Below are 23,164 nucleotides of genomic sequence, written 5' to 3'. Positions count from 1 at the left end.
GCAAAGTCCCACCCGGACAATTCAATGCCCGGGTGGGTCCGCTTCAGACCTGGTGATCGCGGAGTGCCACCAGACCAGAAGAATAGCAACGAGGAACTCCGTGTCCCTCTAGACTGATAGAATCAGCCTCCTGTTAAACGCCCCTATTCAGCGGGCATCGTTGATGTTTCAGGGTCAATCGTAGTGGCTACGCCAGCGGCCTCCCGACGACCGTCGTTGTAGATTGCCTTGATCAGGGCAATGCATATCAGCGCCATCACAATGGAGAACGGCAGCGCGCCAATGACCATTGCAGTCTGAATCGCCCCTGTTCCGCCAGAGATCAGCAGACCGCCCACAACAAGGGCCAGAGCACTGCCCCAGAACAGGATATGCGGGCGAGCCTTCGGCCCCTCATCACCAGCTGCGTTAATCGTGTTGACAATCAGAACGGCCGAGTCAGCTGAGGTCACCAGGAAGGTGAGCAGCAGCACCACGATCAGAACCGCCATGGCCCAGGCCAACACTTCAGCAATCGGAGCCAGCATGAATTCAGTCATGGCGAAAATCTTGTCACCATTGGCTGCATTCAGGATCAGGCCATTGGCTGTACCGTTCAATTCAAGGTCGATCGCGGTACCGCCAGCCCATGAGAACCAGATCATACACATCAGTCCAGGGACGATCATTGCGCCAAGCACAAACTCACGAATGGTTCTTCCTTTGGAAATACGCGCCAGGAACAGACCCACAAAAGGAGCAAAGGCAATCCACCAGGCCCAGTAAAAGACCGGCCACCATCCTTGCCATTGAGCCAACAGGAACGCTTCAGAACCTTCCACACCATCCGAGCGGTAGACGTTGAAGCTGAGATAAGGCAGGGCCAGGACGTAATCCCAGATTCCAACAATCAGAGCCGTTGCGCCAAACCAGGTGGCACCAAAGATGATAAAGAAGCCAAGCAGGACAATCGACAGCACCATATTGATGTTAGACAGCCATTTGATGCCTTTTCCGACACCCGACAAGGCGGACAGGGTCGATGCGCCCATAATCACAAGCAGCGCAACAATAATACCGAGGAACGTGGCACTGCCATCTTCGGCCATAAGACCACCGATACCAATACGGTTCAGGCCAGCAACGAACTGTTCAACGCCGAAACCCAATGTCTGAGCCACACCAAGAATAGTCGCAACCACAGCCACAATATCGATAATATGCCCAACAGTACCGGACAGGCTCTTTCCGAAAATAGGTGTCAATGCGGAGCGGATTGTCAGCGGCAACCCCCGGCGATAAGCGAAAAACGCAAGAGCAAGACCGATAATCGCATAACAGGCCCATGCACCGGCACCCCAGTGCAGGAATGACCAGACGTAAGCCGTGCGGACATTGTCCTCCGCGAGAGCAGTCGTCACGCCCTGAATAACCGACGGATTATTCTTGAAATGGGCTACCGGCTCTGCAACCGCCCAGGTCAACATACCGACCCCAATACCGGCCCCAAACATCATTGAGAACCAGGAGAAGTTGGAAAATTCAGGTTTATCTGTTGCCGCGCCCAGCTTCATGCGACCAGCGGTCGGCCAGGCGGCGAGACCAAGACAGACAATGACAAAGGCAGCAACGACCCAAATATACCAGGCAGCAAAATGCGATAGAATCGAGGCGTTCCAATCCCCCAGAACACGCCCCGCCTGGGTGGGCCATACGATACACCACACCACCAGCGCGCTGATTATAATCTTACTGACAACGGCCACATTTACGCTGAATCCCCGATAAAAACCGCTGTCAGCAGTTTTAATCGGCAGATCCGACAATGGAGGTTTTATTGACATTCTGCTCTCCCAATTACGTCCGTGCTCCACACACGGCCTCCCAAAAGAACGGATAAAATTATCCTAGTTCCCCTCCGCGAGGTTACCTCGCATTCGCCTAAAGTACTAAGCACTAGGTTAGAGTTTTTTAATCGATTTAATCGGTTTCAATCAGTAACCACGATTGTATAGTTTGATGTATTGAATTGGATCGACTGTTAGGCTCACGATTCCACCAGAACCCAACCTCACTATGGCTGCAAATGTACTGCATTTAACACCAGTTTCTTTGCCAACCGACGTTACAGGCCCTTCTCAAAGCAACCATATCCGGCTTGACCGTGATCAAGGCGAGCCCACGTCTCTTACCGCATGTTTGGAACAAGACAGATAGCGCAAACCTGCCGGGCGCGTTTTCCCTCACCAAATTTCGCAACGGCAGGTCTTCGTCAGGCCTGGAGGGCATACCGTGTTTCGCCTCACACACTACCTGAAAGAAATCGCTGACCCCAAGCCGCTCGGGCCACATCGCCAGCCACCAGGGCCGGTGGTCATCTGGAATCTCATTCGCCGCTGCAATCTCAAATGCAAGCACTGCTACACCACATCCGGCGACGTTGACTTTCCGGGAGAACTCAGCACGGAGCAGGCTCTCAATGTCATTGACGACCTCAAGGCATTCCGGGTGCCGGTCATCATCTTCTCAGGTGGTGAGCCCTTGATGAGGCCGGATATGCTGGAGCTTTCAGCTCATGCCAAAAACCTCCGCTTCTATACGGCTCTCTCCACCAACGGCACCCTGATTGACGGGGCCATGGCTGACCGCATTGCAGAGGTTGGCTATGATTATGTGGGTATCAGCCTCGACGGCATCGGTGCTGTTCACGATGCCTTCCGTGGTGTGCGCGGGGCCTTTGACAAATCTCTTGAAGCGGTCAGGCATCTGCGGGACCGGTCCGTCAAAGTCGGCCTGCGTTTTACACTCACAGAAGACAATGCCGACACGCTGGACGACTATCTGGCTCTCTGTGACAGGGAACAACTCGACAAGGTCTACCTGTCTCATCTGGTCTATGCTGGGCGCGGTAACAAGAACCGTGGTGACGATGCCCGTCACAGGATCACTCGCGATGCCATGGTCAAACTGTTCGAGCGCGCCTGGGCTGATGTTCAGGCTGGCCTCAGCCGCGAATATGTCACCGGCAACAACGATGCAGATGGCGTTTTTCTACTGCAATGGGTCAGGGAGCGCATGCCTGAAAAGGCCGATCATCTTGAGCAACTGCTGCTCCGCTGGGGCGGAAATGCCTCGGGCGTGAATATCGGCAACATCGATAATCTCGGGAATGTGCATCCAGATTCCTTCTGGTGGCATTACACGCTGGGCAATGTGAAGGACCGCAAGTTCTCTGAAATCTGGAGCGATTTGTCCGACCCGATCATGGCCGGGCTGAAGCAGAAGCCACGCGCCATCAAAGGGCGCTGCGGTGCCTGTCAGCATTTCAGCATTTGCGGTGGCAATACCCGCGTCCGGGCCCTGCAGCTCACCGGTGATCCGTGGGCGGAAGATCCGTCCTGCTATCTCAGTGACGAGGAAATCGGCCTGCACACGCCCGTCGGCGACCGGGTCACCCTCAAACCTTTCAGAGGAGCGCGTCATGAAGCGAAACATGTCTACGCTTAAGCTGGCAGCCATGCTGCTGGGGGTCACAACCGCCCCTCTTTCAGCTGCCCCGGACGCAAATCTTCTGTTTCAGGAGAATTGTGCGTCCTGCCACGCGGAAACCCGACTGGGTGGAACAGGCCCGGCGCTTATCCCCCAGACCCTGAAGCGACTGAAGGGGGACGCGATTATGGAGGCCATCCGTGATGGTCGACCAGCAACCCAGATGCCTGTTTTCAGCGACAGCCTGACCGAAGACGAAATCAAGGCTCTTGCCGATCTGGTCAAGACACCGCTCGATGCCATCCCGCCATGGGGTGCGGAGGAAATCGCAGCATCCCTTGAACTCAACCCGGATTATGTTCCGGCGGACAAGCCGCAATTCTCGTCTGATCCGATGAATCTGTTCATTGTGGTGGAGACGGGCGATCATCACGCCTCGCTTTTGGACGGGGATAGTTTCGAACGGTTGACCCGCTTCCCGACACCATTTGCTGTCCATGGCGGGCCGAAATTCACCTCTGATGGCCGCTATGTCTTCTTCATGTCCCGCGATGGCTGGGTGATGAAATATGACATCTGGTCCATGCAGGAAGTCGGTCGTGTACGCGGGGCACTGAACTCGCGCAATATTGCACTGTCGTCTGACAACAAGCACATCGCGCTGGCCAACTATCTGCCGCACACACTGGTTATCCTCAGTGCTGATGACCTTAGCGTTGAGAAGATTATCGATATTAAGGGTTCTGACGGTAAGACCTCACGGGTGAGTGCCGTTTATCAGGCCCCTCCCCGCAACAGTTTCATCATGGCCCTGAAAGACATTCCAGAGGTCTGGGAAGTCTTTTATGGAGAAGACCCGCCATTTTACGGCTTTGTCCATGATTACAGGGATGAAGGCCCACCGGAGCAGACCGATCCGTTCCCGGTACGCCGGATCAAACTGGACGATTACCTGGACGATTTCTTCTTCGATCAGAAATATGAGTTTCTGATGGGGGCTGCACGCAATGCCAAGAATGGCCAGGTTGTGGATCTGGTCATCGGGCGCAAGATCAGTGATCTGGCTCTGTCAGGCCTGCCTCATCTGGGATCAGGCATAAGCTGGAACTGGCAGGGCAAAACGGTCATGGCCACGCCGCATCTGCGCGACAGCAAGATCAGTGTGATCGACATGAAGGACTGGTCTGTGGTCAAGACCATTCCCACCAAGGGCCCTGGCTTCTTCATGCGCAGTCACGAGAAATCCCGCTATGCCTGGACAGACGTGTTCTTCGGTCCCAACAAGGATCTGATGCACATTATCGACAAGCAGACGCTTGAGATCGTCAGGACACTGAAGCCCGCTCCAGGCAAGACCGCCGCCCATATCGAGTTTGACCGGGACGGCAGTCACGCCATCCTCTCCATCTGGGAAAATGACGGGGCGATTGTGATCTATAACGCGGAAACCTTCGAAGAAGTAAAGCGTATCCCCATGAGCAAACCGTCCGGGAAATACAATGTCTGGAACAAGATTACATTTTCCGAAGGCACCAGCCACTAAGGTCGCTGCAGGTCTGTTCCGCAAGCATTCGGAGCCGGAAACAGGCCTGCTGATCGTGGCCCACGGAGAACGGGGTGGCAAGGGCAACAATGATGGCCTTGCCCAGCTTACCGAGGCGGTTTCCCTGGCCCTGCCGGAACTGACTGTCTGCAGCGCGGTGCTGAACGGCGAGCAAAGTCTGGAAGACGTTCTGAGCCGGATGCGGAATGAGCGGATACTGGTCTATCCGTATTTCCTGAGTGACGGCTATTTTGTACGCACCGTTCTGCCCCGACGCCTCGGCCTGTCGCAAACCCGCTGCAGTGCCCTGAAGCGGCGCTTCAAGATCCTGAAGCCGTTTGGCCTGTCTGACATGCTCCCCGATCTCATCACATCACTTGTGCGGGATGCAGCCGGGAACAGGGACCTGTCAGCGCTGGATGTTCTGATAGCCGCTCACGGCTCCACATCAGGTCCACGCCCGAAAGACTGCACAGAGGCCCTGGCAGCCCGGCTGCAGGCACTGGGGACATTCCCCGCGGTCCGATGCGCCTATATCTCTGAGCCTCCCTTTCTGGAACCGGCCATAGAGACCCTGCACCGCCCGACTGTTGTGGTACCACTCTTTGCTGGTGAAGGAGCGCACGGGATTGAGGATATAGCAGCAGCGCTCAAGGCTCTGCCTGAGCATTCCTGCGTCACCGGGATTGTCGGCAACTCTGTACAGGCCGCTCAACTGATCGCGTCATCCATTCAATGAGATCCGTACGCTTTTTTTCGTAGTCCATCTGTACTGCGGCAATTTGCGCCAGATCAAATCCGACAAGACAGCAATTCTGTATGATTGCGCCTCACAGGAGAGGATGCCATGCATACTGCCGACAAAATCGACATGCGAGCCTTGCGCGAAATTCCAATTATTCAGGGATTGAGCGACGATGCGCGCGATCAGCTTCTGCGCGGTTCCCACATCCGGGTCTACGAGCGCGGCGAGACCATCTTTATGCAGGGGGATGCGGCAGATGCATTCTTCATCGTGCTGGATGGCTGGATCAAGGTCTACAGGATGACGTCGTCCGGCGAGGAGGCGGTTGTCGGTGTTTTCACCCGTGGTCAGAGCTTTGCAGAGGCCGCAGCGTTTTCCGGCGGGGTATTTCCCGCAACCAGCGAAGCTGTGACGGAATGCCGGATTATCCGGATCTCAGCAGCCCACTTGTCCCAGACCATCGCCTCCAATCCGCAGATCGGCTTGACCATGCTGGCGTCAACGTCGAAGCATCTGCACGAGCTGGTCTGTCAGATTGAAGCCTTGAAAGCCCATACGGGCGCACAGAGGGTGGCGGAATTCCTGGTCAGCCTTACCTCCGTCGATGACGGCGACTGCACGCTGATCCTGCCTTATGACAAAGCACTGATTGCCGGTCGTCTCGGTATGAAGCCCGAAAGTCTGTCACGGGCCTTCCAGAAGCTGAAGTCCTATGGTGTCCGCATCCAGCAGAACAAAGCCTCAATCTCCGACATCGATATCCTGCGTGATTTCATTGAGCAGGAACGGTCCGTTGTCATGCATCAGGGACGCTGACCGATCTAGAGCACATCCACTCTATGTTGGTTCACTTGACCAGCTTTCCTTGTTTGCTGACAAGGCGAGCAGTCTGTGGTGATCTGGTTGATCATAAAGACTGCTCAACGCCGCTCAGCGGGCAAGGAAAGCTGGTCAAGTGAACCAACATAGAGTGGATAGGCTCTAATTACCCTCTGCGTATCGTCTCAACCGCTCATCCAGCGTGCCCGTATGCAGCTCAAACATGTGATTGTCATGGTCATAGAAGTAGATTGATCGTCCTTCACCATCCACGCGGGAACGCCCTTCCCTGACCTCAAGCCCCAGGGCCTTTATCTCCTGCAGCCTGTCATCATAGGCATCATCGCTGATCTTGAAGGCGATATGATTATAGGTTCGTGAGGGAAGTGGTTCCCCTTCCATGGTAGCAATCCACAGACCTGCCACATCGAAGAACCGCTCTTTTGAGAGGGAGAAGGTCGCATCACCACTGTCATAGACCTTACGGGCACCCAGAACCCGGGTCAGAATCTCTTCCATGCGGTCGAGATCGCTGACAATAAAGGTCATATGGCTGAGGCCTTCAATCATAAGACATCACCTCGGAAGCCGAACGGTGATCAGCTCCAGCCACCCTTGCGGGTACGATAGAAAATGTGAGTTCCGATCCGCTTACGATTGCGCATTTTTTTGCGCCAGCGCGGCTTCACATAAGTCGCGTGATAATGGGTCGCTGATCCGATATCCTTCAGATAAGATTTTCCGGAAATCACGTCATCTGCCAGACGCAACGCGGTTTTCCAGGCCTTCTTGGAACGGATACGCTCAGGAATTCCGTCACAGGCAAAAGAGAACTGACAGCGGTTGCGCCATTTCTGGTTCTGGTAGACCACCTTACAGATGGAATTCGGATAGGTCGGGTTCTTCACCCGGTTGATAACCACCTGGGCGACCGCAATCTGACCTTTTTCCGATTCACTGCGCGCCTCGAAATAGATCGCTTCAGCCAGACAGTCACGCTGACGCTTGGTGTAGGAATTCTTGGGCAGCTTATTCAGCAGCCAGGCATGTTCACCTTTTGGCAGACGCTTCGGTGTGTTGGAAAAGAACGACGCGGAGACGACCTTTTCATTCGGCTTGGTGCCACGCTTTACGGTCCGGCGGGCCGGTGCCTCTGGACGCTTGGTCGGGACGGGCGGCGCAAGTTCCGCCTTTGGCTCAACCTTTGCGGTTTCTGTAACGGCAGGCTCTTCCGTCTTTGTAACAGGAGCCTGTTTCTCGTTGGCTTCCGGATCAGGGGCTGCCAGCACCGCATCAAACGGCTTCTCAAGTTCCTTGATGTGATCCGGCGCATAAGCCACTTCTGTCACTTCAGCAGCCGGAATATCAACCGGGTCGCGAGGCACAGGGTCAACCTTGGCGAGACGGGTATCCGTACGACCCGCCCAGACCAGTGGCGTAAACTGCTGGCGCGGCAGAAGATCCTCTTCTGTCGGAGCAAACAGGCTCGCCAGATGGAAAACAGATGTGTCCTGACGCAGCTTCTTCTGCTCTTCAACAGCGCGCTTGCGGCGAATGACATCCGTCATCAGGAAATCGCCCTTGGTGCTGCGATTGGCAACGGTGCCCTCATGGCCCACATCGTGACCACTTACCGTTTTCGGCATCGTAGGCAATGGAACCGAAACCGCGCGCTGTTTGTCAATGGAACCAACAATCAGACCAGCGGTATCCACATCTGTCGGACGATTGCCGAAACTGAGAGTAGCGGAATGGGTCGAGCCCTCCGGAGCGGCTGCCAGATACAGTCCTGATCGACCTTCGCTCAGGATCAGGGCGGCAATATCCTGATAGGCCACAGTGTCTGTCATGGCCAGAAAGGCGACGGCGCCGAGGAGATGGGACGTGGTATGTCTCAGAAGACGCTGGCCCCGAGACGGGGTTCCGGTTTTTACTCTACGCATACTCAACCACCAGTAACCAGCCGGGCATCGATTGGATCGGGGCCCTTTGGCCATACTCTCTACAGAAAGTTTCAAGGGCTGAATGGCCTCTTTCCACAACCGGAAAGGCAGCATTTCAGCCGTCCATAGACTCTGTTTTTGTCTCATTAACCTTGCGAAGCCGTTAACAGAACGCGTTAAAGGCGAAAGAAATGGACAAGGACGGCTTAAGTTTGTCGCAGATTCGGGACTTCTGAGACTATTTCAGGGCATTCGCACATATGTCACGCAATTTGCGAGAGGCCTGTACGAATACCATCGTGGCCCCTACTCAGGAAGCGGGTGCCGGACGAGGGACGGCCTCTTCCCGGATTGGCATATGCGCCAGGCCCGAGAAGACACCGAGGGCAACGGAAATCCACCAGAAAATATCATAAGAGCCTGTGATATCGCGCAGAAGACCTCCCAGCCAGATACCCAGGAATGACCCGACCTGATGGGAGAAGAACACAAAGCCAAACAGCATGGCCATATAACGCGTTCCGAACATCACCGCGACAAGCCCCTGGGTTGGCGGAATGGTCGACAACCAGAGAATACCCATTGCTCCGGAAAAAATAAGCACGCTAGCCACACTGGGTGGCGTCAGCACAAAGACAGTGATGACAATCACCCGGCCGAAATAGATCGATGACAGCACCCAGCGCTTCGAATAAGCGCCACTCAAGGCTCCTGAACCGATGGCACCAATCACATTGAACAGTCCGATCAGGCCGATGGCCCACCCACCAATATGCGGCGGCAGACCCAGGTCATTGATGTAAGGCGGCAGATGAACAGTGATGAAGGCCACATGGAAGCCGCAGACGAAAAAGCCCGCAATCAGCCACCAATAGCTGCCGTGCCCGAAGGCTTCAGCCAGTGCCTGTCTGACGGTCTGATCAACATGTCCCGGCCCGGTCGCCGCCTGTGGTTTGCCTTTCAGCACCAGCGTCAGCACGGGGATCAGAAAAGCGCTGGCCCCCATCAGAATGAGCGTAGTCTGCCAGCCATAAGCCCCGATGAAGGCCTGGCCAAGCGGCGCATAGAGAAACTGCCCGAAGGAGCCCGCAGCGGTGCCCAATCCGAAAGCGAGAGATCGCAAATGTTCAGGCAGAAGCCGAGCAAACGCAGCAAGAACAAGGAAGAAGGCGGAACCGGCAATGCCAAACCCCAGCAATCCGCCTGCCGTGAACTGCAACATCAACGGATTTGTCGTATAGGCCATGGCGACCATGCCAAGACCATAAAGAACAGCGCCACCAGACAACACACGGGCCGTGCCGTATCTGTCTGCCAGCATGCCGACAAAGGGTTGCGCCATGCCCCAGATCAGATTCTGGACTGCAATCGCCGTTGAGAATGCCTCACGCGACCAACCATAGGTTTCGGTCATCGGAACAAGGAAGAAGCCCATTGTGGATCGGGCACCGAAGCCGATCATCCCGATCAGACATCCGCAGACAATAATGACAACGGGCAGTCGCCAGAAGGGCTGTCCGGTCTGGGCGTGTGCTGTCATTCTGCTTCTCTCCTTCAGGCGATCCGAATGATCTATCTGATCACGATAACTGCGGTTGCCAGATCCGAAAAGTCAGAGATTGTGACACCATTCATCAATCATGATGATGAGATGCATCTTGCCGCTGATCAGCCGGTTAAATTATGGCTGGTCAAGAAGAGAGTGAATGCCTATATTAACGGTGACTCGTAACTGGCTGACTTCGGTCAGCTATTTTAACACCCATCTTATACTCAATGTGAGTATAACCATTTTCCGGGTGAAGGAGAATTCTCATGGCACTGGCTTTTGACCCTCGTCAGACGACAGATGCATCGGCACTGAAACGCTCCCGTTCAAGTGATGCTCTTGCTCGTCACGGAGCCGTTGACATGCCGTCTCTTGCCTATACCGACGAGGTGGCGCGGGAAACCGCTGACGCCTATGAGCGGGTGAAGCATATTATTCCAGCCATCGAGTGGCCCGTTTATGCGCCTTATATCAAGGCTATCAATGATCTGAAGAAAGAGCGCAACGCTGTCATTCTGGCGCATAATTACATGACGCCGGAAATTTATCACGGGGTGGCCGATATCGTTGGTGACAGCCTGCAGCTGGCTAAGGAAGCCACAAAGGCAGAAGCAGATATCATCATCCAGTGTGGCGTGCACTTCATGGCCGAGACCTCAAAGCTGCTCAGCCCGGAAAAGACGGTTCTGATCCCGGATGAAAAGGCCGGCTGCTCGCTGGCGGAAAGCATCACCGGAGCTGATGTGCGCGGCCTGCGCGAGCACTATCCCGGTGTTCCGATCATCACTTACGTAAACACTTCTGCTGATGTGAAGGCGGAATGCGACATCTGCTGCACCTCTTCCAATGCAGTAAAAGTGGTTGAAGCGGTCGCCGCCCAGTGGGACACCAATCGCGTCCTCTTGATTCCGGACCAGTATCTGGCCCGCAACGTGGCGGCCAAGACTGATGTTGAGGTCCTCACCTGGGCCGGCGCCTGCGAGGTTCATGAACGGTTCACCGCTGAAGAGCTGCAGGATTATCGCAAGGCCGATCCGGTGGTGAAGATCATCGCGCACCCGGAATGCCCGCCGGAAGTTATCCAGGAAGCGGATTATTCCGGCTCGACCGCGGACATGATTTCATGGGTCAAGACCAACAGGCCTGAAAAGGTAATGATGATCACCGAGTGCTCCATGGCGGACAACATTGCATCCGAAACACCGGATGTGAACTATGTACGCCCGTGCAATCTCTGCCCGCATATGAAACGTATTACGCTCAGCAAGATCCTCGACAGCCTTGTCTATATGACTGACGAGGTGACCGTTGATCCTGCCGTAGCCGACAAGGCCCGCCTGGCCGTTGAACGCATGGTCAACCTGAAAAGCTGACGCCGTAGCGGAGCCCTCTTTCATGTCGGATAACAGGGCTTCGGCCTCAACAACCGATGATGTGGTGATTGTCGGTGCAGGACTGGCCGGACTGTTCTGCGCCCTGTGCCTCGCTCCAAGACCTGTCACGGTCCTGGCCGCTGCTCCTATCGGGCGCGGGGCATCCTCTGCCTGGGCTCAGGCTGGTATTGCCGCCTCCGTGACAGAAGGTGATACGGTCGCGGCGCATGTGGCGGACACGATTGCAGCCGGCGCCGGACTGGTGGACCGAAACATTGCGCAGCTGATGGCGTCTGAAGCGCGCGATCGGGTACATGACCTCTTGTCTTATGGCGTTCCGTTCGATACAGATCTTGAAGGTCGTCTGAAAGCCCACAAAGAAGCAGCTCATTCCTTCCACCGGGTCGTTGGTGTCAGAGGTGATACGGCTGGCAAAGCTATCATGGCAGCGCTGATTGAGCAGGTCAGGCAGACGCCATCCATTCGACTGATGGAAGGGGTTGTCGCGGAAGAGCTTTACCGGAACGGGCGTGCCGTTACCGGGGTCTTTGGACGCCCCAATGAAGGCAGCGCCACCCGCACCCTGTTTCTGCCAACACGGGCTGTTGTTCTGGCAACCGGCGGCATTGGTCATCTCTATGAGACCACCACCAATCCGGCAGAAGCGCAAGGCTCTGGTCTGGCACTCGCAGCCAGGGCGGGTGCCGTCATTGCGGACGCGGAATTTGTCCAGTTCCACCCGACCGCAATTGTCAGCGAGCGCGACCCATCACCCCTGGCGACCGAGGCCCTGCGTGGAGAGGGAGCCTGGCTGGTTGATCGGGACGGACACAGGTTCATGCCGGACTGTCACGAGCTGGCAGAGCTGGCCCCACGTGACATCGTGGCCCGGGCAATCCACCAGCAGAACACATCAGGCCAGGGTGCCTATCTGGACACACGGGATGCCGTGGGTGCCTCGTTCCCAGAGCGTTTCCCGAGTGTCCATGCGATGTGCCTTGATGCCGGAATTGATCCGGTGAAAGAGCCCATCCCGGTGGCACCCGCCGCCCATTATCACATGGGTGGTGTGCTGACCGACGCATCAGCCCGGACCAGTCTTGACGGCCTTTGGGCGATTGGTGAAGCCGCATCCACCGGCGCACATGGTGCCAACCGGCTCGCCTCCAATTCTCTTCTGGAGGCCGTGGTCTTTGCCGGACGCGCCGCGCGCGATATCCGCGACCTCCTGCCCTACCCGCAAACCTATGAAAGCGGTGAGGCTGATGAACAGCCGGGCTTCGTCAGCGAGGCCCCGGATGTGGACGCCGTGAAAGCACTCCGCCAGATCATGAGCCGCCATGTGGGCGTCGTCCGCAACCGCGACGGTCTGCTTGACGCCCTGTCCGCCATCGACAGGCTGACGGCTGAAAATTTCAACGACCGGTTCCGCAATATGGCGCTCGCGGCCCGTATCGTGACGGGCTCCGCTCTTCTCAGAACCGAGAGCCGCGGCGGTCATTACCGGAGCGACTGCACCGAAACAGACCCGGCACAGGCCAGGCGCAGCTACTGGACCCTCGCAAGTCTGGACCGGACAATACGCCAGACCATTGATCGCGACACCAAGGATCGCACCACCTCATGAAACCCGGTTTCACCCTTCCCCAGCCGCTGATTGATGATGCGGTTTCCATGGCGCTCAGAGAAGATCTGGGACGCGCCGGAGACATCACCACACTCTCAACCATTCCCGAGGGTGCGACAGCCCGTGCGGTCATCGCATCGCGGCAGGATGGCTGCCTGGCCGGCCTGGACTTCGTCACTGCCGCGTTCCGGCAGATTGGTGGCGATGTGACGGTGGAGTTTGAGAAATCCGATGGTGACCGGGTTGGTCCAGGTGATGTGGTCGCCCACCTGTCCGGCTCGGCGCGAGAACTTCTGTCGGCGGAGCGCGTTGGTCTCAATTATCTCGGGCATCTTTCCGGCATTGCCACAGCCACAGCCCGGTTCGCAGATCGCATTGCCCACACGAAGGCGAAAGTCTGCTGCACCCGCAAGACCACACCCGGGCTGCGCGCCTTTGAGAAATACGCCGTTCGCTGTGGTGGCGGCATGAACCACAGGTTCGGTCTGGATGATGCGGTTCTGATCAAGGACAATCACATTGCGGTCGCTGGTGGTGTGGCCGAAGCGGTTCGATCCGCCCGTGCTTTTGTCGGCCATCTGGTCAAGGTGGAAATCGAGGTGGACACGCTTGATCAGTTGAAAGACGCCATGACCGCCTCACCGGATGCTGTTCTGCTCGACAATATGGGGCCAGACCTTCTGAAAGAGGCCGTCGCAATCATTGATGGACGAGCCGTGGCTGAAGCTTCTGGCGGCGTCACCCTTGAAACCGTTCAGGCGATTGCCGAAAGCGGTGTCGATATGATCTCCACCGGCTGGATAACCCATTCTGCGCCGGTTCTTGATCTCGGCCTCGACATTTCAATTCAGAGCTGACCCTTTCCTGTCCGAAACGGTCGTAAATTTATTGGACGCCTCTTGTGGAGCATGATCCTATTAAAGCACCAGACCTCAAACCTGAATCGGCGGAGGTGCTTTAAAAGTTTGTTTCTGCGCGAGCTTTTATCTGAAGACAGAACCAGCGGATGAATTGATGACCAGACAAGCAGCAGCCGGAATCATTCTGTTTGGCGCGGCCTGTATGAGCTTTATGGGGTTGCTGATCCGCCTTCTTGAGGCAGCAGACAATTTCCAGGTTCTTGTCTACCGGTCCATCGGAATCTGCCTTGTCGTCATACTGATTGCCTCTCTGCGTCGCAGGGTCAGCCCGCTTCAATTCCTCCGCTCCCTTGACCGAACAGATGCGATCATGGGACTGTTCCTCGGGCTTGCCTTCAGCTTCTACATCTTTTCAATCATGGCAACGACTGTGGCCAATACGCTGTTCCTTCTGTCTGCAGCACCCTTCTTTGCGGCGATTATCGGCTGGGTCTGGAATGGCGAGAAGCCCGACAGGATCACTTGGGCTGCCATGGCTCTGGCAACACTGGGTGTGTTGCTGATGGTGGTTGACGGTCTCTCGACCGGGCACCTGACAGGTAACTTGTTCGCCCTCGCCTCGGCCTTCTGCTTTGCCTTGATGCTGGGTTTTGTCCGGCGCAGCAAACGGGAGGATGTGCTGGGCGGTACGTTTTTCGGCGGCCTGTTTGCCCTGATCCTGAACGCGATTCTTGCCCTCACCCTGTTCAACGGGCTTGAGGCCAGCACCTACGATATTGCGCTCTGCATTTTCATGGGCTTTTTTGCTATCGGCGCAGGCATGACCTTTGTCACCTGGGGGTCTGCCTATCTGCCTTCAGCAGAGGTCAGCATTCTGGTGCTGTTTGAAAGCGTGCTTGGCCCGCTCTGGGTCTGGCTGTTTCTCGGTGAGGATGCCTCAGCCTTCGTCCTGCTGGGTGGAGCAATTGTCCTCGCGGCCGTCTGCCTGCAGGCCCTGATGAGGCGGGCACGGGCTGGCGGATCCGCTTTTGAGGCCGGTTAGCACCACCCTCATTTATCGAGCAAGGAATTTATAGAGGTCCACGCCTTCTTTGCGACCTAACGCAATGACTGCCTTCTGAAAATTGATCATCGCCTGACAATGTTCCTTCGAAACCTTTTTCTCAGCCTCTTCAACAAGCAAAATGTTCTCAATCGGCACGCCTATCCGGCTATATCCTTTTCGGAGCAACTCGCCCAAGCGGTCATCCGAAACATTTGGCACTCTTTTTTGCGGGTGCTTCAATGCGGACTCAATGACGCCCGCTTTGGCATCTGATATCCTTTTGATCATGGAACCAGACAAATCATTTCTGGCAAGGCCTTTGCCAAATATAAATTTCAAACACACACGAGGGTTTCGCCTAAGCGCCTTAGAAGTCTGCAACTCTACTTTCATATAATTGTACAGTTTACTGTTTTTAGCTGCCTGCACCGAGCTGTGAAAATACTTATTGCTGACTGCCAGCCCATAGTCTCTCATAATCTTGGAACGTTGACTGGCAGATTTACTCTTCAGCGCTCGCCGAGCTTGCCGCTTGGCCTTCCTCCGTTCATCCGGATAAGTTTTAAATACAATTCCAAATATCCGGAAATCTTTCTCCATAAGTGCGACGATTTTTTCAGTCTGTTCATCCAGGCTGGCTGCATGGCTCTTTGCTATATCCGTAATAAAAACAGGTGGAATGGCCAGTACGCCAAACGCCAGACGACAGATCAGCACACACAATCGCAACCTGAGACACATGATAATCACCCCTGAAACAGACAATGGCGATAAATTACCTCATGCACCCGGAACCACAACCTTAAATAAACATTTTCACCAGATAACAAACTTAACAAAACCCAGACTGATTACCGCAAGGCCAGTGAGCGTGCCATCCAGATCACAATCGAGATCCGTCCGGCCCTGTCTCATTGACCCTACCCTTCAATCCGGGAGAAATCGGCCACTGTACGGGTCGCGGCGCGGATGCTGTTGAGGAGGTTCAGGCGGTTTTCACGAATGGCCGGGTTTTCGTCATTCACGTGCACCGCTTCAAAAAAGGCATCGACCGGCGCGCGCAGTCTGGACAGAGCCGTCATTGCTGCTTCGAAGTCCTCAGCCCTTATGGCATCTGCAGCACTGGCTTCGGCTTCGCTGATGGCTGTGGCCAGTGCCTTGTCTTCTTCTGCAACCAGATGAGCCGGATCGATGGCGCCGTCAAAGGCATGGCCATCTTTCTTCTCCTCAGCCCGGAGGATATTGGCGGCGCGCTTGGTGCCCTGAAGCAGGTTCTGGCCATCTTCAGAGGAAACAAACGCCCCAAGAGCCTCAACCCGTCGGGTGACCATCAGCAGATCATCCTGACCGCCAAGGGCAAAGACCGCATCGATCAGGTCGTGACGGGCACCATGGTCTTTCAGATGGACTTTCAGACGGTCCGCAAAGAAGGACAGCAGGTCATCGGCTTCTGCAAAACCGTCCCGTGACGCGTTAAAGAGCTTGAGCAGAGGCAGACGCTGTTCCGTGGTCAGTGTCGTGCGGATGACGCCGAGCGCCGCGCGGCGGAGCGCGAAGGGATCTTTCGAGCCGGTCGGCTTCTCATCAATTGCCCAGAAACCGGTGAGCAGGTCGAGTTTATCTGCCAGAGCAACCGAGATCGCGACCGGGTCGGACGGCACATCATCGGAAGGGCCCTGCGGCTTGTAGTGGTCTTCAATGGCAGCTGCCACAGAGGCATCCTTACCCTGATGCTCTGCATAGCGGCGCCCCATCTGGCCCTGCAGTTCCGGGAATTCATAAACCATGCCGGAAACCAGATCGGCCTTGCAGAGGCGTGCGGCTTCCCGGGCTTTCTCACTGTCAGCACCCACAAGTGGCGCGATTTCGGCGGCCAGGGCTTCGATACGCCGGATACGCTCAGACTGGCTGCCGAGTTTTTCGTGGAACACCACATTATCAAGCTTCGGCAACAGGTCTTCGAGCTGTGTCTGGAGGTCGGTTTCCCAGAAAAACTTCGCGTCAGACAGGCGCGCCCGGATCACTTTCTCATTGCCATCGACAATCGTGGCACCGCCATCGCTGGCTTCCAGATTCGATGTGAGAATAAAGCGGTTGGTCAGTTTGCCGGTTGTCGCATCACGCAAAACGAAACACTTCTGATGCTCGCGGATGGTCAGGCGAACCACATCATCCGGCATTTCGAGGAAATGCTCATCAAACGCCCCCATCAGAACGGTCGGGTATTCCACAAGACCCGCCACTTCTTCCAGAAGTTTCTCGTCCGGTACCAGCTCAAGCCCCTGCGCAAAGGCCAGGTTCTTGGCATCTGTCAGGATCATGTCCTTGCGGCGATCGAGGTCCAGCACCACCCGTGCCTTTTCAAGGCCGGCGGCATAATCATCAAACCGGCGCACGGCGAAAGCATCCGGCCCCATGAACCGATGACCGCGTGTTTCCGCCAGCGAGGTCACCCCTTCCACATCAAAGGTGATATGGGCGGGCTCTTCGGTTTCCGGACCAAAAGTGCAGAGAATATTTTTCAGCGGACGCACCCAACGCAGGGATGATGCGCCCCATTTCTGGCTGGTTGGCCAGGGGAACTTGCGGATCACATCCGGCACCAGTTCGCGGATCACGTCTTCAGCATTGCGGCCCGGCTTTTCAATCAGGGCCACGTAGAACTCGCCCTTCTTGGGATCAGACCGCACTTCAGCCTCATCAACAGAGGTCAGGCCAGCCGCTTTCAGGAAACCTTCCAGTGCTTTTTCCGGCGCTCCGACGCGGGGGCCTTTGCGCTCTTCCTTCAAGTCCGGCGCTTTCGCCAGAACACCATCCACCCGCAGGGCGAGACGCCGCGGGGTAACAAAGGCCCGAGCACCATCATAGGTAATACCGGCATCGACCAGACCGTTCGTGATGAGCTTTTTCAGATCATCGGCAGCACGGCGTTGCATCCGCGCTGGGATTTCTTCCGAGAAGAGTTCAAGCAGAAGATCAGGCATGGTGTGTCCGGGATAGTTTGTCGATGGAAAATAATGCTGTGCAGCATTTAGCAAGGCAGAGGGGGGATGTCACGCAGTTTGCTCCCTGATGCCTCGTTTATCCGCCTGCCCGTCCTTTTCAGCCACTACCCAACTTAGACAAGCTCAGGCAGATTCCGGCTTAGAAAGTCCACAAAGGCACGAACTTTCGGCGAGAGGTGACGTCTGTGCGGATACAGCGCATAGATGGTTGCCGGTTCAAGAGCGAAGTCATCAAGCGCCTTGACCAGACGCCCATCCTCAATCTCCTTCTGGCAGGCCCAGTAGGGAATGCGCGAGACACCGAGCCCGGCCAGCGCCATATCTCTCTCAAGCTCTGCTGTATTGCAGATAACCCGGGCTGTTACATCCACGCTGATCCGGCCACCCTTTCCATCGCTGAAGTCCCAGCGCCCGGGATTGTCAGTAAGCGCATAGACAATGGCTTTATGATGCACCAGGTCAGAGGGGTGTTCAGGCATGCCATGGGTGGCCCAGTAATCCGGCGATGCGACCAGCCAGCCAGGGGAGACCGCAAGCCGCCTGGCAATCAGACTCGTATCCTTCAGAGCCCCGATCCGCAGCACCACATCATAACCATCCGCCACCACATCAACGCGGCTGTCGCTGAAGCTGATATCAAGAGTTATGGCCGGATTGTCCTTGAGGAACTGCGGCAGGAGCTTTGCCAGATGCACATGCCCATAGCTGGCCGGAGCGCTGACCTTCAATCGCCCGCGTGGTGCGCTGTCACATTCCATGACGGCAAGGGCAGCCTGCTCCGCCTCTGAGACGATATCCCGGCACCGCTCGAAATACAGCCGCCCGGCTTCGGTCAGACTGATGGATCGGGTTGTCCGGTTCAAAAGCCGTGTTCCAAGCCGGTTTTCGAGCCGTGTCACCTCCTTGCTGACAAAGGAGGTTGATCTCTCCAATTCCTCGGCAGCGGCGCTGAAACTGCCCGCTTCCACCACTTTCACAAAGCTGTCGAGCCCATCCAGCATGGTCAATTACCTATCAAATGGAAACAATGGCTTTCCATATCGCATATTAATCATCAAACAGAAAAGGCATATCTGTTGGTGAAGACGGCGCTGCTGGCCAGCACACGCCTTGATAGAAACAGAAATGAAAGCCCTCGAAGCCAGGAGAGCAAGATGATCGCAGCAACACAAAAAGCCAGATTTCCGCTCGCCATGCGGGTTCTGCACTGGAGCATGGCTCTTCTTTTGATAGGCCTTCTGGCGCTGGGTCTCTATATCCAGAACATCCCGCTTGAGGCACCGAACAAGTGGGATCTTTATCCGCTTCATCGCGCCTTTGGCATGCTGGCTTTCTTTCTGGTCATTCTCCGCCTGGTGGTTCGGTTGAAATCCCGGGTACCAGCTTTGCCAGACACGATGCCATGGTATGAGCGGATCGGCGCAAAACTCGCCCAGATCGCCCTCTATGCAGCCATGCTGTCCGTGCCTCTGTTCGGCTACATCGCAAGCTCAGCACTGCCTGAGTTCCCAGGCATTTCACCCCTGCAGTCCATCTGGTTCTTTGGCCTCGAGCTGCCGCTGTTCCCTGTAGAGAAGAACTACGACACGACCAAGTTTTTCATCACCCTGCACAAATGGGTTGGATACGGCATGATTGCCGTCCTTGTCGCCCATATTGGCGGGGCCCTGAAGCATCGTTTCTTTGACAGGCCGGAACATGATGTTCTGTCCACCATGACCTGACTGATCCAACCAATTCACGATCTTTTCCGGAGCCTTCCCATGACCAAAGTCCTCGCCTTTTCAGGCAGCAGTTCTGCCCGCTCAATCAATCGCATTCTGGCTGAAACTGCGGCCAATCATCTTTCTGATACAGATTTCACCTTTGTTGACATTCGTGACTATCCATTGCCGATTTACTCAGTCGATCTGGAGCAGTCTGACGGTTTTCCTGATGAGGCCTCTGCGTTCAAGGCTCTTCTGAGTGATCATGATGGTTTCATCATTGCTCTACCGGAGCACAATGGTTCCATGCCGGCAATCTTCAAGAACCTGATTGACTGGCTGTCCCGCATGGGCGGCAAGATCTTTCAGGAAAAGCCGGTTTTGTTGCTCAGCACATCTCCTGGCCAGGGCGGCGGCAAGACCAATCTTGATATGGTGACAACCCTGATGCCCTGGTGGGGTGCTGATGTTACCGGGTCTTTCAGCCTTGGCAGTTTCCAGGATGTGGTGGATGTGGACGCCCGCCGGATTACCGACGCGGCCCGTGCAGCTGAACTGGAAGCACTGGTGCAGGCCTTTGAGACCAGGGTCAGGACCTATTAGGGTCAAGACTCAGAAGAAATGTGGTGACCCGCCCGTTTTCCCGACCGGCCTGGTCAACGGCCGACAGGAGGCTGGACGGGTCAGCCCGGCCTCTGTGTACAGCGATGAGATCCGGGTTACCTCATAGCTTACACAAGTCTCGATGAGAGCGATACGGGGATTGTATCTCCGTATCTCAAAGGATGTCAGAAACAGTTCAGAGGGATTTATGTGTCCCATCACACATTGGTTTTCCCTCGGTCATCTTGCAACCGCAGAAGAATTTCCGACCTGAGGTTTCAGCAGTCCATTTCATCGGTGTGAAGTCACTGCCTTTGTGGGACCCGTCGCAGAAAGGCTGCTTGGAAGACTGACCACAGGTGCACCAGAAGTAAGACTTTCCCTCTTCCACTTCTACGGGGATCGGCGACTTCTGCGCGATAACCGGCTCACTCATTCTGTTTCTCCATTTGTTGTCGTGCCAGATTTCAACGTCCTCTCAGCATGATAGGCCTTCCTGATACGGAACGACAGGTCCGGAAGGTTCAACAAACTGTTCCCCGATGTCAGCGCCATGAACTTGACAGAAGGAGCGCCTGCTCCGATCCTTCCTTACAGGAGGAGAGTAGTCATGACCCCTAAAACAGGTTTTCTGGATAACGTCTATGACCTGAGCGCGCCGGGAGCTACAGAGACATTCTACGGCGACTGGGCGGCAACTTATGAGCAAGAGGTTGTCGCGCAGAATGGCTATGTGACGCCGGGTCGCTGTGCAGCAGTGCTGGCCGAAGCCGGCGTTGATCCGTCTGCCGCCATTCTTGATATGGGATGCGGTACAGGCCTTGCCGGTCTTGCCCTGCGCAATCAGGGGTTCAAGACCATAGACGGTCTGGATTTCAGCGCCGAGATGCTTGCAGAAGCTGCAAAGAAGGACGGTCTTTACCGCCATCTGGCAACGGCTGATCTCTCAGAACCAATCACCCCACCCGAAGCGCCTTATCACGGAGCTGTCGCTGCTGGCGTCATCAATCCGGGGCACGCTCCCGTGTCTGCCCTCAAGCGAGGGCTTGATGTGCTGGAACCGGATGGCGTTCTGGTCTTTTCCCTGAATGACAAGGCTCTGAAAGACCCGCATTACGAAGCCTATCTGGACGAGTTGCTGCAGAGCGGCGCTTGTACCCTTTTCCATAAAGCCTATGGAGATCATCTGCCCGGCCAGAATATGGGGGCATTTGTCTATGGCCTAAGAAAAACCAGGGCCTGAGAGAAAACAGGGTCTGACCTGAAACAGAGCTGCATCGCAGCGGGTCTATTCCGCTGCGGCGGCCTGATATCCGAAACCACCGGCTTCGGTCTGAACAAAGGCCTCACCACAGGCCTTCGCCAGCTCGCGCACCCGCAGGATATAGGATTGCCGCTCGGTGACAGAGATCACGCCGCGCGCATCCAGCAGGTTGAAGACGTGGGATGCCTTGATGCACTGGTCATAGGCTGGGAGCACCACCTGATGCGGCTTTGTCTCATCACCATTACGGGCGGCCTCGCCAGCAGCCAGCAGGCGGCGGCATTCGGCTTCCGCATCCTTGAAATGGGCAAACAGCATCTCGGTATCGGCGTGCTCGAAATTGTGCCGTGAATATTCCTGCTCTGCCTGCAGGAACACATCTCCATAGCTGATCCGGGCATCCCCGTCCTGGCCGTTGAAGTTCAGGTCGTAGACATTATCAACGCCCTGCACATACATGGCGAGACGCTCAAGTCCGTAGGTCAGTTCTCCAGAGACTGGCGAGCACTCAATGCCACATACCTGCTGGAAATAGGTGAACTGGGAGACTTCCATCCCGTCACACCAGCATTCCCAGCCAAGCCCCCAGGCCCCCAGGGTCGGGCTTTCCCAGTCATCTTCCACAAAACGGATGTCATGGACTGTCGGATCAATCCCGATGGCATAGAGCGAACCGAGATAAAGGTCCTGTAAATCACTGGGAGACGGCTTTAGAAGAACCTGAAACTGGTAGTAATGCTGCAGCCGGTTCGGGTTCTCTCCATAACGCCCATCCGTCGGACGACGGGAAGGCTGCACATAAGCGGCCCGCCAGGGGCGAGGCCCGAGCGCGCGCAATGTTGTTGCCGGATGAAACGTGCCCGCACCAACTTCCATGTCGTAAGGCTGCAGGATGACACAGCCCTTGTCAGCCCAGTAGCGCTGCAGGGTCAGGATCAGTCCCTGAAAGGAATTTTCAGGGCGCATATGCGGCGGCAAGGTCTCTGCAGTCATGTGTCTGTCCGGAAATCAGAAGCGCCCACGGCGCAAAAGGGTCGGCGCGGACACTACAAACACAACAGAGCCCGGTCAAGCAAGCCACGTATCTTCTCTCCACTCCAATCGCTTTGAACCTTTTCCCCTCCAGCCGCGACCCATTGATACGGGACAGGCCAAAGGGCCTAAGGGAAGATCAGCGAGGGGCAGACAGATGCATATCAAACACATCATCTTTCATCTGTTACAGGCCTACACAGTGCTGATCGCAAGCCTGGCACTGATGGCCCCTATCCTCACATCAGACCTGGAGATTGCCCCGCTCAGCCTGAAAGAAACTCTGGAGATTCGCACCGTTGAACCGGACAAAGGTATCCGTGGCTACAAGATCCGGGCATGGACTTCCTGATAGATTAACCGGGGGCTCAAATATAACATCGACTGGCCTGCACCTCAGGACCCGTCATCCCGTGGACGATAGATGCCCGTCTCAGGATCACGTTCAAGGGTCGGGATATGATTGGCTTTCCGGTCCGCTTCGCGGATCTCATCACCAACCCTCTTCATCTCTTTCCTGACGGCCTTATAGGCCAGATATCCGGCGGCACCGATCAATGCTGCAGGCAGAAGCTGAATCAT

22 protein-coding genes and 1 pseudogene are annotated in these 23,164 nt (G+C 55.9%); 13 read left to right on the top strand and 10 right to left on the bottom strand.

The window, feature by feature from the left end; all coding sequences use genetic code 11:
• Positions 1-143: 143 nt before the first annotated feature.
• Positions 144-1,823 carry a BCCT family transporter gene (locus tag RA157_RS09740; RefSeq protein WP_350332928.1) on the bottom strand — a complete coding sequence of 560 codons (1,680 nt, stop codon included), beginning with the start codon at positions 1,821-1,823 and terminating at the stop codon, positions 144-146.
• Between the two features lie 448 nt (positions 1,824-2,271).
• Between RA157_RS09740 and nirJ the strand changes: the two genes are divergently transcribed.
• From nirJ to RA157_RS09720, 4 genes are all read left to right on the top strand, one after another.
• Positions 2,272-3,486: a heme d1 biosynthesis radical SAM protein NirJ gene (gene nirJ, locus RA157_RS09735; RefSeq protein ID WP_350332927.1), complete on the top strand. Its 1,215-nt coding sequence runs from the start codon at positions 2,272-2,274 to the stop codon at positions 3,484-3,486.
• A complete protein-coding gene (locus tag RA157_RS09730; RefSeq protein ID WP_350332926.1) occupies positions 3,473-5,011 on the top strand; it encodes a cytochrome D1 domain-containing protein in 1,539 nt (512 codons plus the stop codon). The genes nirJ and RA157_RS09730 overlap by 14 nt, the downstream gene beginning before the upstream one ends.
• Positions 4,968-5,750, top strand: a complete 783-nt coding sequence (locus tag RA157_RS09725; RefSeq protein WP_350332925.1) for a sirohydrochlorin chelatase — start codon at positions 4,968-4,970, stop codon at positions 5,748-5,750. Before RA157_RS09730 ends, RA157_RS09725 begins: the two co-directional genes overlap by 44 nt.
• 108 nt (positions 5,751-5,858) lie before the next feature.
• A complete protein-coding gene (locus tag RA157_RS09720) occupies positions 5,859-6,572 on the top strand; it encodes a Crp/Fnr family transcriptional regulator (protein ID WP_350332924.1) in 714 nt (237 codons plus the stop codon).
• Between the two features lie 165 nt (positions 6,573-6,737).
• Here the strand turns inward: RA157_RS09720 and fosX are convergent, their stop codons facing one another.
• The 3 genes and pseudogenes from fosX to RA157_RS09705 all read right to left on the bottom strand — a co-directional run bounded on the left by fosX (position 6,738) and on the right by RA157_RS09705 (position 10,058).
• Entirely contained in the window at positions 6,738-7,145 is a 408-nt protein-coding gene (fosX, locus tag RA157_RS09715; protein WP_350332923.1) for a FosX/FosE/FosI family fosfomycin resistance hydrolase, read from the bottom strand.
• 29 nt (positions 7,146-7,174) lie between these two features.
• A pseudogene (locus tag RA157_RS17700) lies at positions 7,175-7,573 on the bottom strand (cell wall hydrolase); the annotation flags it as partial.
• Between the two features lie 1,255 nt (positions 7,574-8,828).
• A complete protein-coding gene (locus tag RA157_RS09705) occupies positions 8,829-10,058 on the bottom strand; it encodes an MFS transporter (RefSeq protein WP_350332921.1) in 1,230 nt (409 codons plus the stop codon).
• A 27-nt stretch (positions 10,059-10,085) separates the two neighbouring features.
• Between RA157_RS09705 and RA157_RS09700 the strand changes: the two genes are divergently transcribed.
• The 5 genes from RA157_RS09700 (at position 10,086) to RA157_RS09680 (ending at position 14,969) form a co-directional block, all read left to right on the top strand.
• Positions 10,086-10,250: a hypothetical protein gene (locus RA157_RS09700; protein ID WP_350332920.1), complete on the top strand. Its 165-nt coding sequence runs from the start codon at positions 10,086-10,088 to the stop codon at positions 10,248-10,250.
• A gap of 83 nt (positions 10,251-10,333) precedes the next feature.
• Positions 10,334-11,440, top strand: a complete 1,107-nt coding sequence (nadA, locus tag RA157_RS09695; protein WP_350332919.1) for a quinolinate synthase NadA — start codon at positions 10,334-10,336, stop codon at positions 11,438-11,440.
• A 22-nt stretch (positions 11,441-11,462) separates the two neighbouring features.
• Complete coding sequence (locus tag RA157_RS09690) at positions 11,463-13,067, top strand: L-aspartate oxidase (protein WP_350332918.1); 1,605 nt, start codon at positions 11,463-11,465, stop codon at positions 13,065-13,067.
• Entirely contained in the window at positions 13,064-13,924 is an 861-nt protein-coding gene (gene nadC / locus RA157_RS09685) for a carboxylating nicotinate-nucleotide diphosphorylase (protein ID WP_350332917.1), read from the top strand. The genes RA157_RS09690 and nadC overlap by 4 nt, the downstream gene beginning before the upstream one ends.
• Positions 13,925-14,081: 157 nt before the next feature.
• Positions 14,082-14,969, top strand: a complete 888-nt coding sequence (locus RA157_RS09680; RefSeq protein ID WP_350332916.1) for a DMT family transporter — start codon at positions 14,082-14,084, stop codon at positions 14,967-14,969.
• Positions 14,970-14,981: 12 nt separating this feature from the next.
• Here the strand turns inward: RA157_RS09680 and RA157_RS09675 are convergent, their stop codons facing one another.
• The 3 genes from RA157_RS09675 to RA157_RS09665 all read right to left on the bottom strand — a co-directional run bounded on the left by RA157_RS09675 (position 14,982) and on the right by RA157_RS09665 (position 18,978).
• Positions 14,982-15,713: a hypothetical protein gene (locus RA157_RS09675; protein ID WP_350332915.1), complete on the bottom strand. Its 732-nt coding sequence runs from the start codon at positions 15,711-15,713 to the stop codon at positions 14,982-14,984.
• 179 nt (positions 15,714-15,892) lie between these two features.
• Positions 15,893-17,956, bottom strand: a complete 2,064-nt coding sequence (glyS, locus tag RA157_RS09670) for a glycine--tRNA ligase subunit beta (RefSeq protein WP_350332914.1) — start codon at positions 17,954-17,956, stop codon at positions 15,893-15,895.
• A gap of 134 nt (positions 17,957-18,090) precedes the next feature.
• Positions 18,091-18,978: a LysR family transcriptional regulator gene (locus RA157_RS09665; protein ID WP_350336186.1), complete on the bottom strand. Its 888-nt coding sequence runs from the start codon at positions 18,976-18,978 to the stop codon at positions 18,091-18,093.
• Positions 18,979-19,131: 153 nt separating this feature from the next.
• Between RA157_RS09665 and RA157_RS09660 the strand changes: the two genes are divergently transcribed.
• Together RA157_RS09660 and RA157_RS09655 are read left to right on the top strand one after the other, a co-directional pair.
• Positions 19,132-19,701 (top strand): cytochrome b, encoded by a 570-nt coding sequence (locus RA157_RS09660; RefSeq protein ID WP_350332913.1) that lies wholly within the window; start codon positions 19,132-19,134, stop codon positions 19,699-19,701.
• A 39-nt stretch (positions 19,702-19,740) separates the two neighbouring features.
• Positions 19,741-20,286 carry an NADPH-dependent FMN reductase gene (locus RA157_RS09655; RefSeq protein WP_350332912.1) on the top strand — a complete coding sequence of 182 codons (546 nt, stop codon included), beginning with the start codon at positions 19,741-19,743 and terminating at the stop codon, positions 20,284-20,286.
• Between the two features lie 196 nt (positions 20,287-20,482).
• Here RA157_RS09655 and RA157_RS09650 read toward each other — a convergent pair whose 3' ends face one another.
• Positions 20,483-20,722 carry a CDGSH iron-sulfur domain-containing protein gene (locus RA157_RS09650; protein WP_350332911.1) on the bottom strand — a complete coding sequence of 80 codons (240 nt, stop codon included), beginning with the start codon at positions 20,720-20,722 and terminating at the stop codon, positions 20,483-20,485.
• 174 nt (positions 20,723-20,896) lie between these two features.
• On the opposite strand from RA157_RS09650, the gene RA157_RS09645 reads away from it, so the two are divergent.
• Entirely contained in the window at positions 20,897-21,529 is a 633-nt protein-coding gene (locus RA157_RS09645; RefSeq protein ID WP_350332910.1) for a class I SAM-dependent DNA methyltransferase, read from the top strand.
• Positions 21,530-21,574: 45 nt separating this feature from the next.
• Here RA157_RS09645 and RA157_RS09640 read toward each other — a convergent pair whose 3' ends face one another.
• Positions 21,575-22,543 (bottom strand): glycine--tRNA ligase subunit alpha, encoded by a 969-nt coding sequence (locus RA157_RS09640; RefSeq protein ID WP_350332909.1) that lies wholly within the window; start codon positions 22,541-22,543, stop codon positions 21,575-21,577.
• 196 nt (positions 22,544-22,739) lie between these two features.
• Here RA157_RS09640 and RA157_RS09635 point away from each other — a divergent pair, with 196 nt between their 5' ends.
• Complete coding sequence (locus RA157_RS09635; RefSeq protein ID WP_350332908.1) at positions 22,740-22,934, top strand: hypothetical protein; 195 nt, start codon at positions 22,740-22,742, stop codon at positions 22,932-22,934.
• A gap of 44 nt (positions 22,935-22,978) precedes the next feature.
• Here RA157_RS09635 and RA157_RS09630 read toward each other — a convergent pair whose 3' ends face one another.
• Positions 22,979-23,164: a hypothetical protein gene (locus tag RA157_RS09630; RefSeq protein WP_350332907.1), complete on the bottom strand. Its 186-nt coding sequence runs from the start codon at positions 23,162-23,164 to the stop codon at positions 22,979-22,981.

This window comes from Coralliovum pocilloporae, assembly GCF_030845175.1.
GTDB lineage: Bacteria > Pseudomonadota > Alphaproteobacteria > Rhizobiales > Cohaesibacteraceae > Coralliovum > Coralliovum pocilloporae.
This window is presented reverse-complemented; position numbering and strand designations above follow the sequence as displayed.

Coding starts and splice junctions, on each gene's coding strand:
- RA157_RS09740 (WP_350332928.1), bottom strand. CDS start 1,823: ATGTCAATAAAACCTCCATTGTCGGATCTGCCGATTAAAACTGCTGAC.
- RA157_RS09730 (WP_350332926.1), top strand. CDS start 3,473: ATGTCTACGCTTAAGCTGGCAGCCATGCTGCTGGGGGTCACAACCGCC.
- RA157_RS09725 (WP_350332925.1), top strand. CDS start 4,968: ATGTCTGGAACAAGATTACATTTTCCGAAGGCACCAGCCACTAAGGTC.
- RA157_RS09720 (WP_350332924.1), top strand. CDS start 5,859: ATGCATACTGCCGACAAAATCGACATGCGAGCCTTGCGCGAAATTCCA.
- fosX (WP_350332923.1), bottom strand. CDS start 7,145: ATGATTGAAGGCCTCAGCCATATGACCTTTATTGTCAGCGATCTCGAC.
- RA157_RS09705 (WP_350332921.1), bottom strand. CDS start 10,058: ATGACAGCACACGCCCAGACCGGACAGCCCTTCTGGCGACTGCCCGTT.
- RA157_RS09700 (WP_350332920.1), top strand. CDS start 10,086: ATGATCTATCTGATCACGATAACTGCGGTTGCCAGATCCGAAAAGTCA.
- nadA (WP_350332919.1), top strand. CDS start 10,334: ATGGCACTGGCTTTTGACCCTCGTCAGACGACAGATGCATCGGCACTG.
- RA157_RS09690 (WP_350332918.1), top strand. CDS start 11,463: ATGTCGGATAACAGGGCTTCGGCCTCAACAACCGATGATGTGGTGATT.
- nadC (WP_350332917.1), top strand. CDS start 13,064: ATGAAACCCGGTTTCACCCTTCCCCAGCCGCTGATTGATGATGCGGTT.
- RA157_RS09680 (WP_350332916.1), top strand. CDS start 14,082: ATGACCAGACAAGCAGCAGCCGGAATCATTCTGTTTGGCGCGGCCTGT.
- RA157_RS09675 (WP_350332915.1), bottom strand. CDS start 15,713: ATGTGTCTCAGGTTGCGATTGTGTGTGCTGATCTGTCGTCTGGCGTTT.
- glyS (WP_350332914.1), bottom strand. CDS start 17,956: ATGCCTGATCTTCTGCTTGAACTCTTCTCGGAAGAAATCCCAGCGCGG.
- RA157_RS09665 (WP_350336186.1), bottom strand. CDS start 18,978: ATGCTGGATGGGCTCGACAGCTTTGTGAAAGTGGTGGAAGCGGGCAGT.
- RA157_RS09660 (WP_350332913.1), top strand. CDS start 19,132: ATGATCGCAGCAACACAAAAAGCCAGATTTCCGCTCGCCATGCGGGTT.
- RA157_RS09655 (WP_350332912.1), top strand. CDS start 19,741: ATGACCAAAGTCCTCGCCTTTTCAGGCAGCAGTTCTGCCCGCTCAATC.
- RA157_RS09650 (WP_350332911.1), bottom strand. CDS start 20,722: ATGAGTGAGCCGGTTATCGCGCAGAAGTCGCCGATCCCCGTAGAAGTG.
- RA157_RS09645 (WP_350332910.1), top strand. CDS start 20,897: ATGACCCCTAAAACAGGTTTTCTGGATAACGTCTATGACCTGAGCGCG.
- RA157_RS09640 (WP_350332909.1), bottom strand. CDS start 22,543: ATGACTGCAGAGACCTTGCCGCCGCATATGCGCCCTGAAAATTCCTTT.
- RA157_RS09635 (WP_350332908.1), top strand. CDS start 22,740: ATGCATATCAAACACATCATCTTTCATCTGTTACAGGCCTACACAGTG.
- RA157_RS09630 (WP_350332907.1), bottom strand. CDS start 23,164: ATGATTCAGCTTCTGCCTGCAGCATTGATCGGTGCCGCCGGATATCTG.